7 protein-coding genes are annotated in these 14,415 nt (G+C 47.2%); 4 read left to right on the top strand and 3 right to left on the bottom strand.

Features of this window, described 5'->3' with window-relative positions; genetic code table 11:
• Window positions 1-191 precede the first annotated feature (191 nt).
• The 3 genes from QUB12_RS08395 to QUB12_RS08385 all read left to right on the top strand — a co-directional run bounded on the left by QUB12_RS08395 (window position 192) and on the right by QUB12_RS08385 (window position 3,314).
• Window positions 192-1,382: a tetratricopeptide repeat-containing serine protease family protein gene (locus QUB12_RS08395; protein ID WP_333306350.1), complete on the top strand. Its 1,191-nt coding sequence runs from the start codon at window positions 192-194 to the stop codon at window positions 1,380-1,382.
• 93 nt (window positions 1,383-1,475) lie between these two features.
• Complete coding sequence (locus tag QUB12_RS08390; protein WP_333306348.1) at window positions 1,476-2,648, top strand: tetratricopeptide repeat-containing serine protease family protein; 1,173 nt, start codon at window positions 1,476-1,478, stop codon at window positions 2,646-2,648.
• An 87-nt stretch (window positions 2,649-2,735) separates the two neighbouring features.
• Window positions 2,736-3,314, top strand: coding sequence for a Uma2 family endonuclease (locus QUB12_RS08385; protein WP_333106196.1), 579 nt, complete (start codon window positions 2,736-2,738; stop codon window positions 3,312-3,314).
• A gap of 373 nt (window positions 3,315-3,687) precedes the next feature.
• On the opposite strand, the gene QUB12_RS08380 is transcribed toward QUB12_RS08385, so the two are convergent.
• Both QUB12_RS08380 and QUB12_RS08375 read right to left on the bottom strand, forming a co-directional pair.
• Window positions 3,688-6,714 carry a PAS domain S-box protein gene (locus tag QUB12_RS08380; protein ID WP_333306346.1) on the bottom strand — a complete coding sequence of 1,009 codons (3,027 nt, stop codon included), beginning with the start codon at window positions 6,712-6,714 and terminating at the stop codon, window positions 3,688-3,690.
• A 34-nt stretch (window positions 6,715-6,748) separates the two neighbouring features.
• A complete protein-coding gene (locus QUB12_RS08375) occupies window positions 6,749-6,904 on the bottom strand; it encodes a hypothetical protein (protein ID WP_333306344.1) in 156 nt (51 codons plus the stop codon).
• 228 nt (window positions 6,905-7,132) lie between these two features.
• Here QUB12_RS08375 and QUB12_RS08370 point away from each other — a divergent pair, with 228 nt between their 5' ends.
• Window positions 7,133-8,557 carry a diguanylate cyclase domain-containing protein gene (locus tag QUB12_RS08370; protein WP_333306342.1) on the top strand — a complete coding sequence of 475 codons (1,425 nt, stop codon included), beginning with the start codon at window positions 7,133-7,135 and terminating at the stop codon, window positions 8,555-8,557.
• Between the two features lie 604 nt (window positions 8,558-9,161).
• Here QUB12_RS08370 and QUB12_RS08365 read toward each other — a convergent pair.
• Window positions 9,162-14,309, bottom strand: coding sequence for a CHAT domain-containing protein (locus tag QUB12_RS08365; protein ID WP_333306340.1), 5,148 nt, complete (start codon window positions 14,307-14,309; stop codon window positions 9,162-9,164).
• Between the last annotated feature and the right edge of the window lie 106 nt (window positions 14,310-14,415).

Raw genomic sequence — 14,415 nt, 5'->3', positions numbered from 1 at the left:
GGTGCGCCCATAAGCACCCTAGAGTGAAAAAGGGAATCGAGGAACAAAAAAGCGAGTAAAATTATCACTAAAGAACAAAGCCGAGATCCTTTGCGTCAAGCCAGTAATAAAACTACACAGAAAAAAGCACAAACCGCCGATCGCCCTTCCTCCACCAAATCCCGCTACCCAGCTACTAATTAGCAATAGCCATGAATATAAATTTTTCTCGTTACGACACCTTAACCACCCTGCTAGCAGGAACTACCGCAGCCTTAACCATAGTCATCAGCCAACCCGCGATCGCCAAAACCCCCCAAGAAGTCGCCAGCATTGCCGGGCCGCTGACAGTACAAATTAATAGTTCCCTCGGAGACGGTTCTGGCGTAATTATTGCCAAAAACGGCAAAACTTACACAGTTTTAACAGTCAACCACGTCGTAGAAAAAGAAGACGTGAAATACACCGTTCGCACGTCTCAAGGCAAAAACTATCAAGCAACCTCCGTCACCCGTTTGCAAACCGCCGAAACTGACCCGGATTTAGCCGTAGTCAAATTTGAAAGCCCCGAAGAATATCCAGTCGCGACGATCGCAGATTCCGATCAAGCCGTCATCGGCACTCAAATCTTCGTTTACGGCTACCCCGCTACGGGCGGACTTTTTGGCGCTGAACGAGAACCAGAACTCTCTCCCGGACTCGTTACCAGCCGCCCCGGCAACCGCCCGGAAGGTTACACTTTGCGGTATCAGGCCGTAACTTGGAGCGGCATGAGTGGCGGCCCAGTTTTTGACTCCGAAGGCCGAGTCATCGGTTTACACGGACAAGGCGAATTCGGTTTCGCCCAAACGAGTTCCGGCGAAGTCGCCCCGATTAAAACCGGATTTAATGCAGCAGTTCCCATCAATACATTTATCGCCAAGCTAGTGGCGGCGGGAATAAACAAATCCGAGTTGAAAGTAGACAATACTCCCGCAACGATCGGCCCCGTATCCACCGCCAATCCCCAAGACGCCCAAGCCTATTATTTTCGAGGACTTTCGCTGTTAGATCAAGGAGAGCCTTGGGAGGCGATCGCCGATTTCAACAGAGCACTCGCTTTCAAGCCCAAATATACCCCTGAATTGTATTTTAATATCGGTAATGCCCGCACTTTCATGACCGCCAGCGTGCCCCAACTCGGTCCCACACGCGGTTCCACTGCTATTCAAGCATACACGCGGGCGATCGAAGCCAATCCCGGTTTTGCCGACGCTTACTACAACCGAGCTTTAGCTTACCTGGACAACCAAGACCAACCGGAAGCAATTGCCGACTTTCAAAAAGCAGCAGAACTTTACAAGCAAGGCGGAAGAACCAGCGCCTATCAAGACGCAATTAACAGAATCAAACAGTTGCAATAAACTTAGCCTTTAAGAGTTCAAACATCAAAATGAAGCTATTCATTTTGATGTTTGAATTTCCAACTAGGCTAATTAATATAATCAGCAACTACCATGAACGTAAATTTTTCCCGTTTCGACACCTTAACCACCTTGCTAGCAGGAACTACGGCTGCCCTAACCATAATCATCAGCCAAAGTGCGATCGCCAAAACTCCCCAACAAGTCGCCAACATTGCCGGGCCGCTGACAGTACAAATTAACAGTTCCCTAGGAGACGGTTCTGGCGTAATTATTGCCAAAAACGGCAAAACTTACACAGTTTTAACAGTTAACCACGTAGTCGAAAAACCCGATCTCAAATACACAGTTCGCACCTCCACAGGCAAAAACTATCAAGCAACCTCTGTCACCGGGCTGCAAACAGCCGAAACAGAGGCGGATTTAGCCGTAGTCAAATTTGAAAGCCCCGAAGAATATCCAGTCGCGACGATCGCAGATTCCGATCAAGCCGTCATCGGCACTCAAATCTTCGTTTACGGCTACCCCGCTACGGGCGGACTTTTTGGCGCTGAACGAGAACCAGAACTCTCTCCCGGACTCGTTACCAGCCGCCCCGGCAACCGCCCGGAAGGTTACACTTTGCGGTATCAGGCCGTAACCTGGAGTGGCATGAGTGGCGGCCCAGTTTTTGACTCCGAAGGCCGAGTCATCGGTTTACACGGACAAGGGGAATTTGGTTTCGCGCAAACGAGCTCCGGCGAAGTCGCCCCGATTAAAACGGGATTTAATGCAGCAGTTCCCATCAATACTTTTATGGCGAAACTGGCGGCGGCGGGAATGAACAAATCCGATTTGAAAGTAGACAATTCTCCCCCCACCGCAGTTCCCCTATCCACCCTCAACCCAAAAGACGCTGAGGCCTTTTATTTTCGAGGACTGGTGTACTTAGATGAGGGATCTACTTTCGAGGCGATCGAGGCTTTCAACAAAGCACTCTCTTTCAAACCTAACAACACACCGGAATTGCATTTCAATATTGGTAATGCCATCACCATCGCCAGCACTCCCGATACACGCACTAACCCGATTCCAGCATACACGCGGGCGATCGAAGCCAATCCCGGCTTTGCTGACGCCTACTACAACAGGGCTCTAGCCTACCTAGATCAAAAAAACCAACCGAAGGCAATTGCCGACTTTCAAAAAGCAGCAGAACTTTACAAACAAGGCGGCAGAACCAGCGCCTATCAAGACGCGCTCAACAGAATCAAGCAATTGCAGTAAAATTAGAAGTTAAGAATTAAGAATTAAAAATGACTAATCCCATTTTTAATTCTTAATCAAGTTCATAAAAACAGCAGGTAAATAACAATGACTGCTATCACCTTAAACCTCAACTCCCTGATTAAACTAACTTCAGAACAGTTTTATCAACTGTGCGAAGAAAACCCAGACTTGAAACTCGAACGCAACGCCAACGGAGAATTAATTGTCATGCCGCCAACCGGAGGAGAAACGGGAAGAAGCAACTCAAAATTCAACTTACAGATTGGACTTTGGAACGAACAAACCCAACTCGGTGAAGCCTTTGATTCCTCAACAGGATTTACTCTGCCCAATAAAGCCGATCGCTCTCCCGATGCGTCTTGGGTAGAGAAATCTCGCTGGGAAGCTTTGACACCTCAACAAAGAGAAAAATTTATCCCGCTTTGTCCCGATTTTGCTGTGGAAATTCTCTCCCCAACGGACAGCTTAAAAAAGACTCAGGAAAAAATGCAAGAGTATATGGAAAATGGCTGCCGTTTGGGTTGGCTGATTAACCGCAAAAAACGCGAAGTTGAAATTTATCGCCCCGGTCAAGATGTGGAAGTTTTACAATCTCCTCTCACCCTTTCTGGGGAAAATGTTTTACCGGGATTTGTTCTCAATTTGCAAAAAATTTGGAATTAGCAGAATTCAATTTTGACTTATTATATCATCTTCAATAAATAAAATAACCGTTACCATTTCTTCGTGAGGAATGCAAGTCAGAGCGACTTGGATCGGGAGGGGAGCATCTCATATCTGTAAAAACACTTCTTCTGGCTCCTTCCTTCTGACTCTTTCCTCGCAGCAATAGAGCCTCAAAAATCCAATTTCTAGCTTGGCTGCTTTCATTGAGATACTCCCTAGCCAGTTCTTAGATCGCTATACAACAGTTCTCAATAAAGTGAGATATGCCCAATGCCCAATGCCCAATGCCCAATGCCCAATGCCCGCTTATCAAGCGTACACCTCATGTTACTGAGAAAGGCTATAGCTTCTTTGTCCTTAAACTATATCGCTAAACTGGATTCGGGAGCAGAGGTCGAATTAACTCCACAATTTGGTCATAGTTAAAGTTATTGACAGAATCAATTAGCGAACTGGAAAGGGTTGATTTAGATGCGGGAATTTGTTGGATTAGCTCGTTCATGGCTTCAGGATCAACATAGTAGGCAGCTTGATACATTTCTTCTAACCACTGAGAGGACATCACGGCTAGATCTTCTGGAGATAAAGAATCAACAGATAGTTTTTGGGGATCTTTTCCTACAACTGTGTAGATGTACTCTACTCCCAAGTATTGAGCGAGTTTGTCAAAGACGAGGCATTCCTGAAATGGCTTGCTCATAAAGTCGTCACAACCAGCCATAAGAGCTTTCTCTCGATCTTCTTCAAAAGCACTGGCAGTTAAAGCAATAATGACAGTCTCTTGTCCCTGAGAGTGTTCTCTAATGCGTTTGGTAGCTGTGTAGCCATCCATGATCGGCATTCGTAGATCCATCCAAATCAGGTGTGGGGACCAACTTTCCCACAGGAATAGTGCTTCAACTCCCTGTGTTGCTTCGCGCACCTCAAAACCGACTGAGGTAAGAAGTTTGACCAATAAGCGGCGATTTTCGTCTATATCTTCAACCACAAGGATGCGGTAAGTTGGTTGTCCTGGAACTATACCAATTACTCTTTGTTTAAGCAATTCTGAGGCAAGGCAGACTGCTTGAGGTAACTTTACCCCAAGTTCAAAGTAAAAAATGCTGCCCTGATTCAATGTGCTTTGAACCCGAATCTGACTACCCATGAGTTGGACAAATCTTTGGCTGATAGCTAAACCTAGACCAGTACCTTGATTCAATTTATTCCCCGCTTCAGCTTGCACGAACGCCTTAAATAAACTCTCAATTTCTGTTGGAGCAATTCCCACTCCAGTATCCTCAATTTCAAAATATAGGTGACAGGACGTTTGGTCGCTCTGTTCCGATCTTACTCGTAATGTGACGCTTCCTTTATTAGTAAACTTAATCCCATTACCGAGCAGATTGACTAAGACTTGATACAGTTTGTGCTCATCGGTATGCACAAATTGGGGAAGATTGGGGTCGATATCGAAAATTAGTTTCAATCCTTTCGATTTGGCTTTAATTTGCAACATTTCTTCAATAGAAATCAGCAAAGATTTTAGGTCAAAGTCAGAAAGAGAGAGTGTCATCTTTCCGGTCTCTATTTTAGATAAATCTAAAATGTCGTTAATCAATGCCAATAAATGTGTGCCGCTACGATTGACGATCGCCAGATATTCTTGGAGTTCGGGAGTCAGAACAGGATCGTAACTCATCAATTGCGTAAATCCCAAAATAGCATTGAGAGGAGTACGGAGTTCGTGGCTCATATTGGACAGGAACATACTTTTGGCTCGGTTTGCTGTTTCTGCTCCTTCCTTAGCTTGCTGAAGTTCCAACTCGGCTTGTTTGCGATCGTTAATGTCAATTAAATATCCCAACATTTCCACTGGTCTACCTGCAGGATCTCGAATTAGTCTGAGTTGACAGAGTATCCAGCGATAAACCCCATCTGAGCGACGAAGACGGTATTCATGGAAATAAAAATCATTGACGAATAGATTGTCTAAGCCATTAACCACTCGTTCTAAATCATCTGGGTGTAAGTTATGCACCCAAAAGTCAGAATCTTCTAAAAAATCAATCCTTTCATAGCCCAATACATCTTTGATATTTTCGCTCATGAACGTTGCTGCATAATTGCCATAAGGTTGACAGCCAAAAATAACGACGGGGCTGTAGTTCAGGAGAAAGTTGAGGCGATTTGTGGTAGATTGCAAGGCTTGCTCAGCTTGTTTTAGCTCTGTCACATCCTCCTGAACGGCAACATATACAGTTCCATATTCAGGATGCTCAAACCTAGACGTATGAACCCTGCACCAAAAGAGAGTTCCATCTTTTTTCTTATTGTGGACTTCATATTGTGCTTCTCCGTCCCGAGCGAGTTTAACAACAACATCTTCAACGGTTTCGTCGGGTGTAACCTCTGTATCGACGTAATTTATTACACCAACGGGTTGACCGGCGAGTTCACCCTCTGCATAGCCAAACATAGCGTCAAATTTAGGATTGGTGTAGACGATCGTGAGGTCTGAGGCTTTAACTAAACACACTCCACCTGCCATGTTATGGATAATAAGACTCTGAAGCTCTAGCGCCTTTTGAGCTTCTTTTCGAGCGGTAATGTCTTGGATTTGAGAAATAAAATGCAGTGGATTTCCCTGTTCATCTTGTACTAGCGAGGCATTAAGAACAATCCAAATTATATGTCCTTGTTTATGGAAATACCGTTTTTCCATTTGGTAAGTTGAAATTGTTCCTGCTAATAGCAGATGTACATAACTAAGATCCAGGTCTAAATCGTCAGGATGCGTAATGTCTTGGAAAGTTAACGCTAACAACTCTTCTGAGGAGTAGCCAAGAATCTGACATAAGGCAGGATTGACTTTAACCCAGTGCCCATCAAGTGCAACGATCGCCTTTCCAATGGACGCATTTTCAAAGGCATTGCGAAACTGATCTTCACTCTTTCGTAAAGCCACCTCAATTTGTTTGCGTTCGTTTTCAGCCCACTTGCGCTCATCGATCTCCTTCTCTAAGGCTTGAATCGCCACAATAAGTTGAGCTGGACTAGGTAAAGCTAAGGCTGATGGAATTAAAAATACTAGCTCAGATGCAGTATATACAGAAATCAGAGCAGTAATAGCTTTAAGTCCTCCATAAACCCAATAAGTAGGAAACCAAAGCGTCCAAATTTCCATGATATGAGTTGTACCACAGGCAATTATGAAGGCGCTAAACAGAAATAATACTTTCGGAAAAGGAGTATCTGGGCGCTGTCGCACAAAGTAGATTAGCATGATTGGGATGGAGTAGTAAGCTAAAGCAATTAAACCATCGGATAAAATATGTAATCCTACTAAATTTGTTTGCCAGAGATAGCAGTGACCATGAGGAATGAATCCTCCACTTTCAAAAAATTGTGTAATCATACCTAACCTGAATTATTCATGAGTGCTGAAGTGCTTAGCGATTGAGTTCTGCCATTGCCCGCTTCATCATCGAAGTCTTACCGGGAAAACCGCTTTTGAGTAGGGAGATGTCAAATTGCCAATCTAGCAGCACGAGACATCCGATCGCAATGACGAGTAGACTTGCCCTTTCAGAAATGTGCTTGTTCATACAGCAGATTGCGTTAAAAAAATGTCCTTTTAATGTTAGCCAAAACAAAGAAGGGCAACCACGGGGGATTCTCCCTACCTCCACAAGTCAGATTTTGTATGGGCTGTGCCAGCGTGCCACTCCTCGAACTGTGCGATCGCAGGACTTCTGGCTGCGTAAAGTGAGTTTATAACCTAATAATTCAACTATACTCTTATTCATAGGCTTATAGTCCTCTGGCAACAAACTATGGAAAGGAGTAGGATTCTCGATAGAACTAGCGATAGAGTTAGCGAGCCACATACCAACTACCGCGGCAATATTTTAATTGTTGACGATCTGCCTGATAACTTGCGTCTTCTGAGCCGTACTTTGATCGCACAGGGTTATAAAGTTCGCTGTGCCACAACAGGCGCAATGGCGATCCGAGCCGCCCAATCGCCAGGGACGGAACTAATTTTACTCGACATTAAATTGCCCGATTTTGATGGCTATGAAGTTTGTAAACAATTAAAATCTGACGAGCAAACCGCAGGCATTCCGATAATTTTTTTGAGTGTTCTCAATGAAACTTTCAATAAGGTTCAGGGGCTTGCTGTTGGTGCCGTAGATTATATTGCTAAGCCGTTTCAAGTCGAAGAAGTATTAGCTCGTGTCGAAACTCACCTAACCATTCGACGGTTGCAACAAAGCCTCCAAGAGCAGAATTTACGTCTCTTGAGAGAAATGGAAGAACGCCAACGTCTCGAAGCATCCCTCTTTGCCGAAAAAGAACTCGCTCAAGTGACTCTCCAATCGATTGGTGATGCAGTTATTACTACCAATGCTCAAGGTAATGTGCGATTTTTCAATCCTATCGCTGAGCAACTGACAGGCTGGAAGGCTCATGAGGCTAAGGGACTCCCCCTGTCTACAGTCTTTGAAATTGTCAATGAAGTAACGCGAAAGCCATTAGAGAATCCGATCGACAAGGCTCTATTGGAGAAGCGAATTGTGGGGTTAGCTAACCATACTATACTCATTGCGCGCGATGGGACTGAGTATGCCATTGAACACTCAGCAGCACCCATTCGAGACTGCCAAGGTCAAATTATCGGGGCAGTCATCGTCTTTCATGATGTTACCGAATCGCGCAATATTGCTCGTCAACTCTCTTGGGAAGCCAATCACGATGCTCTGACGGGTTTAATCAACCGTCGAGGATTTGAGCAGCGACTAATTGAGGCGATCGCCTCTGTTCAAGATAGCAATCAGCAGCACGTTCTCTGTTATTTAGATTTAGATAAGTTCAAAGTCGTTAACGATACCGCAGGTCATATTGCTGGCGATGAGCTACTGCGCCAAATCACTAGACTTTTACAAAAGGGAGTCCGCGCTAATGACACACTGGCTCGCTTGGGAGGTGATGAATTTGGTCTTTTGCTTACTAAATGTCCCCTCTCTAAAGCAACTCAGATTGCGGAAAAGCTCAAAGACATAGTGCATCAGTTTCGGTTTATTTGGGATAGCAAAACCTTTATCATCGGGGTCAGTATTGGAGTTGTTGCCATTAACCAAGACAGCCCTGATTTGATGGAGGTTATGGGGGCGGCTGATGCAGCTTGTTATGCTGCCAAAGGCAAAGGTCGCAACTGTGTTCATGTTTATCGTCTAGATGATGGCGAACTAATATAATTAGACAACGTGGTGAGACGCACTTGATTTCCAAAATCAGCCGTGCGTTAGAAACCAATCGTTTTTGTCTCTACTCCCAAAAGATTGGCTTTATTATCTCTAACCCATCATTAGATCATTAGGAAATTTTGTTAAGAATGGTAGAGAAAAACGGAGAAAGCGTGGCTCCCAATGAGTTTATTCTCACCGCCGAGCGTTATGGCTTGATAACCAAGAGCGATTGTTGTTGGGTAATCGAAACTTTTTGATTGAATTATCATAATTTATCGGGGCTAAAAGTTTTTAGTAAAGACTTGTATAGCCTTTCGAGCTCTCATATGAGGTACTCATGGGCATAGGGCATAGGGCATAGGGCATAGGGCATAGGGCATAGGCCTCCGTGGGCATACCTCACTTTTTTGAGAACCGCTATAGACGCTCAATATTTCTGGCGCTAGCAGTCGAGTTTTTTTTAAAATTTTATTGTTCCATTTTATCCCGTTTTGGATGTTGAGGTCGCGGTCTCTAGTGTGAGTGACCGCACTTTTTTAGGTATTCCCACCCTCCGAGTTTTGCGACTTGTTCTCTCCCGGTTTTTTGGGCATCGCACCCTCTTCCTTCAGAATTACCAAGGCGAACCGATCATGGTAAAAGCAGCCCAATAATAAGGATGCGAGAAATTTCGATCACCCCTGGTGGCCAACTCCGACGGCAAAGGCAGAGCTTGATTGTTGCCCGATCGTACCAAATAACCATCTTGCAACCGCACTTCTCCCCGCAACATCGCCAACTGCGCTTGCCGCAAAGCCTCAGCCTTAATCGGCGCTGTACGCAACTCCTGGTAAAACTCAGTCATCAGCCCCAAAGTAGCAACATCGCTGACATACCACAAACTCGCCAAAGCTGATTTTACCCCCGCGTGCACCGCCAACCCTGCAAACCCCAACTCAGCTTGTTCGTCCCCCACCGCCGTAGTACACGCACTCAAAACCAACAACTCCACCTGCGGGTTAGATAACTTCAACTGATCCAACTGATCCAACCGCAACTTAGTATCCCAAAACTGAATGTAAGAATTTTGGGCTCCCCCAGGCTGAAAATCGCCGTGAGTAGCTAAATGAATAATTTTGTATTGCGGTTGATTGCGCTTCTGCTTCAAATTTGCCAAAGTAAAAGCTTCATTGAGAAAAGACGAACCCGGCCAAATCTTGCCCACAATTGTCGATATTTCCAGTGGCACCGCAGGCAAAGGATTTTGATCGTATTTGGCAGGAAAATTCGACGCACCCATCGCTAACACTTCAGAACCCTTAACATCGGCATAGCGAGTATCAGTTAAACTCAAACTCGGAATCAAGCCCAAACTGTACTTTTCTACCAAAAACTGCTTGCCGTCGTAAAGAGCAGCCAAAGGCAAAGTTCGCAAACCGACATCCATCGAAAACACCAAGGTGTCAATCTTGTTAGCCTCCAATTCCGGTTGCAGCGGTGCAATTAACCACTGGTAAAGTTCCTCGGCAGGTTGCTTGTAGTCAGCAGTATTCAATCTCCTGGGACTTCTGATAGCATTAGTGAATTTTTTAGCAACTTGCAAGACTGTCTCGCGGCTTGCAGGCACGCTTTTAAAAACATTTTTGCCGTCTGGCAATAACAACACAAGTTCTAAATGTTTTTCTTTCGCCCACACGTAAAGGATGGCCGGTTTAACCCCAGTCAACTGATTGACGCTGCTGAGAGTATCTCGAATACTTTGCTGCGTGACTGACTTTTCAGTGACAGTGCCCCCAAAGTAACGTTCAAATTCCCGGCCCTGAGTTCTATCCCTTTGCTGCACTGCGTCGATCGGATTTATTTGCGCGATCGAGTTCGATCGAGAAATCTCAGGAACCCTCACATTCCCGATACTTTCTGCTGTTACCGCACTCGCCGACTTCTGTGAAGTTGCCTGCAAGGTGCCGTTTTCTGTCGTCGCAGGCGCGCCTAAATTGTCTTGTAACACCGACGGCGACAGCAGTACCGAGCCGGCAGCATTCTCGTTCGACTGATCCTCAAAAGAGACAGCAGCAGCTTCTGGCGAGACATTTGCGTTAGTGCTCTTGGGCACCTGCGCTGCGGGGCCGAGACTCACCTGAGTCACAATTTGTTGAGAATTGGCTGTAGTTTTCAGTTCCACGGTGGTAGTTGGTGCCGGACTCGGCACGATCGCCAGCGGCCCGATCGCAGTTGAGGAAGTCGCAGTGTTCGACTTCAAGTTTCCCGTCCCAACAGTCGCCGCCGTGCAGGTTCCCGACGAGCAAGTGCTTTGCAGCAGCGTCTGTGAACCCGATCGAGCCAGCCCGTCTGTAGAAATGCTGACCTGGGCGCGCTCAGCAGCCGTTCCTGTTCCCGCAGCCAGAAACGCTCCCCCCGCTTCGATTGCCACATCGCCGCCCGTATTGCCGCGAGCTTTGATCGAAACAACTTCAACATTTTTCTGGCCGGTAATTTGGCTCGAACCCGCACTTCCCGACTGCGAACTCGAATTGATCACCCCTGTAACGATCCGGCCCGGCGCCGCAATCGAAATATCTCCGCCGCTTCTGGCACCAAAAGCATCGATGTTGCCGGTTTCTACCGCACCGGCGCTGCGAATATTGATAGGGCCCGCCACCCCGGAAGTTGAGCGAGATGAAACCGTACCAGCAGTCAACTTGCCTTGACTGCTAGTGATGTTAATCCCCGCAGTCGAGGTAACATCTCCGACGGCTACAGTACCGCCCATCAGAGAGATCGTAGCGTTATCAGTGCCGACGATCGCACCCGTTCCCACGATCGCCCCCGTGCCCGACGGCGATTGAATCGTCGTCGGATCTTGAAATGTCACCGCTACTGGCGTTGAATTCGGCGTTGAATTTGGCGCTGGAGAACCAATCGAGATCGCACCGCTACCGTCAGAACGTCCGATCGCGATCGAAGCAAACCCATTCCGAAAAGTGTTCAATTCAGCAGCAGTCAAGTTCAGAGCTTCTGTATCGCCAGAACCTTGAATTATAATATTTTGACTGGGATCGGCCGGTTGCAGCACCAGATTGCCCTTGCTGGCGATCGAATTTTTGTCACCCGTCAAGTCAATCTCGCTGCCGGTTAAAGTAATATTTCCCGGTCTTTTCGAGCCGCCAGCTTCGATCGCGCCCGCAGTGACTCCATTAGGTCCCGTCAGCGTCACATTCCCCGCGCGATCGCCCCTCGTGTCGATCGCCCCGGCCGTCACCGTGCCCTGTGCGGTAACACTAACATCTCCCGCCGAATTGCGTATATCTTGGGAAGAATTGACAGAAGTGTTGATAGTGCGCGCAGTTCCAGTAACTAGCTGACCGGTTGTGACATTGCCTGCGGTGCTGACGATGCGAATTTCCTGATTGTTGGTAGTGATATTTCCGGTACGGATATTGCCGTCAGCTTTGAGAGTAATTGAGGCATTGTCGGCCCCTGTCAGGGAACTTGTGGTAGTGATTGTTCCCAAACCCGCTGGCGATTGAATAATTAGCGGATCGTAAAATGTGAAATCGTTGGCCATCAGAATTGAACCGATACCGTTGCTGCGGCCGATCGTAATTCCAGCAAATCCATTTTGCAAACTTCCGAGGTCGTTTGCCGTCAGATTCAAATAAATATTAGTGCCGACATCTCCAGAACCGCCGATCGCAATATTTTGACCGGGGTTCCAAGGTTGCAGTACCAAAAAGCCAGTGCCGCTGACTGAATTTTTGTCGCCTTTGAAATTAATTTCATTACCAGTCAAAGTAATGTTTCCAGCACCCGCTGCGATCGAGCTAACCCCCAGAACATTCCGAGCCGTCACAGTTACATTTCCCGCCGCTTCCGGGCCGCTGGCATCAAGTTTTTGGGCCGTTACGTTCAGGCCTTCGATCGCAATATTCCCGCTGCTGCCGGTGCTGGGATTGGATGAAGAAATATTGTTTGCAACAGTCGAACCCGGACTAATCAAACTAATATTTCCGCCGTTACTTGACAAATTGCCCGCAGTAATTTGACTTCCCTCCAGGGCGATCGCACCGCCACCGGTGCTAATTGTATCGGCCGCATTCATAGAAAAAGCACCCGCACCATTGCGATCGGCATCTGCTCTAAATGTTACCGAACCAGTAGTTGCTTGAAAGCTCAACTGATTGTCCGCCAAATCAGCAATTGTAATATCATTGAGGGCTTCGAGAACCACATTTGACGTAGCCGACATACTTTCCAAAGCTGTAGCCGAAATTGTCAGCGAAGGCTCAGAATTGTTTTCCTGTCCTGGTAGCGTTCCTGTTGCCAAAATATTATTGTTGGCAATTATTTCCGCATCGCCCGCAGCTTCTGGGGAATCTGTAATGAAAATATTGTCTGGATCTAACAGCAAAGTCCCCAAACCGTTTGTCCCAGAGGTATCAACATTACCGTTAAAAATCAATCTTTGCTTGCCCGAAACTTCCACAAACCCCCCAACACCTGCGGTTCCCGTTGCAGAAACGCCCTTTGCGCTGATGCTGCCCAAAAATGCTGTTGTGTTGTCAGCCCAGACCAAAACTCGGCCGCCGTTGCCTGATTCAGTTGCGTTGGCTGCGATCGAACTTTTGCCATCCACGTAAGTCATCCTGGCATTCGGCACAGTTCCCTCGCCTCGGTAATCTCCCCCGATCCGCACCGTTCCGCCACCGTCCGGCCCCGAAGCCTCAATCTTCGCTCCAAACAGCCCTACCTTGTCGCCCAACACGTTGACGCTGCCTCCGACGCCCCCCCTGGCAGACACGTCCGCAGAACCCGCTACCAGCGCAGTTCCAGCACCTGCAGGCACTGTTTGGCCGCCTGTGAGCACGACTTCACCTTGAGCGTTCGTAGTTATACCCGTAGCGTTAGCCACGCCAGGGCCCGAAAGCAGTCCAGGTAAACTCAGCGGAGAGAAGGGAACACCTTCGGAACCCGACACTCCGGCTGCTGGAGAAACTTCTAAACTCAGCAAAAGTCCGTTTTGACTAAACCGCACCAGATTTTTGTCTCCAACCGCCACCACAGTAATTTGACCGCCTGGGGCTGAAAGTGGGCCCGTACTGATCACCGTACCGCCGAGCAAAGTCAAATTTTGCCCGGTTCCGACAGCCAAGTTACCGGCATTGACAATACTCGCGGGCTGTGGGCCAAAAACAAAAGCATTCGGCGTTCCGACGAGGGCCGCGAAGTCGTTCGCCCCAGTACCGTTGAACCAGCCGTTGTCAAAACCGATACCGCTAGCGGTGGTAGCAAAAAAAGACCCGGACACATCGAGTCGGGCATTTGCTCCGAAGATAATGCCTGCGGGATTCATCAGCAACAAATTAGAATTGCCGCCGCTAACTTGAATTAGGCCGTTAATTAAGGAAGCGTCGCCCCCGACAACGCGGCCGAGGATATTTTTAACGCTTGGGTTGGAGATGAAATTGGCAGTTTCGCCAGCATTCAGACCAAACCGAGTAAAACTGTGGAACAAATTTGCTCCGTCTCTGGAGGTAGTGCCACCTTTAATGTCGTAGCGAGGAGGCGACCCTGTACCTGGCGCGGTGACAGTGGTTCCGGTGCCGTCTGGGGCTGGAGTAATGGATTGTGCTGCAGCAATTTGAGATTGGGGATAAATTGCCACCAGTACCCATCCCCTGCTGTTTTCTTTGAGGAAAACCAGGTTGGGGAAAAAATCTAATATCAAAAATCCAGCAAAGGGAATTGCTGCCAGAATCGACCGCACAGCACGTTGAGCATTCATAAGTTTGCCTCGGTCTAGACCTTAATTCGAGTTGAAAATTGAGATTTTAGGTAAAAAAGAGTCGATCGCACCCCTATGCTGACACTTCTTAACGCGAACTCTCGAT

This window comes from Microcoleus sp. B7-D4 (assembly GCF_036705125.1).
In the GTDB taxonomy this organism is placed as follows: Bacteria; Cyanobacteriota; Cyanobacteriia; order Cyanobacteriales; family Microcoleaceae; genus Microcoleus.
This window is presented reverse-complemented; position numbering and strand designations above follow the sequence as displayed.

What these genes read in the sequence shown, in the direction of transcription:
- QUB12_RS08395 (WP_333306350.1), top strand. Translation starts at nt 192, where the DNA reads ATGAATATAAATTTTTCTCGTTACGACACCTTAACCACCCTGCTAGCA.
- QUB12_RS08390 (WP_333306348.1), top strand. Translation starts at nt 1,476, where the DNA reads ATGAACGTAAATTTTTCCCGTTTCGACACCTTAACCACCTTGCTAGCA.
- QUB12_RS08385 (WP_333106196.1), top strand. Translation starts at nt 2,736, where the DNA reads ATGACTGCTATCACCTTAAACCTCAACTCCCTGATTAAACTAACTTCA.
- QUB12_RS08380 (WP_333306346.1), bottom strand. Translation starts at nt 6,714, where the DNA reads ATGATTACACAATTTTTTGAAAGTGGAGGATTCATTCCTCATGGTCAC.
- QUB12_RS08375 (WP_333306344.1), bottom strand. Translation starts at nt 6,904, where the DNA reads ATGAACAAGCACATTTCTGAAAGGGCAAGTCTACTCGTCATTGCGATC.
- QUB12_RS08370 (WP_333306342.1), top strand. Translation starts at nt 7,133, where the DNA reads ATGGAAAGGAGTAGGATTCTCGATAGAACTAGCGATAGAGTTAGCGAG.
- QUB12_RS08365 (WP_333306340.1), bottom strand. Translation starts at nt 14,309, where the DNA reads ATGAATGCTCAACGTGCTGTGCGGTCGATTCTGGCAGCAATTCCCTTT.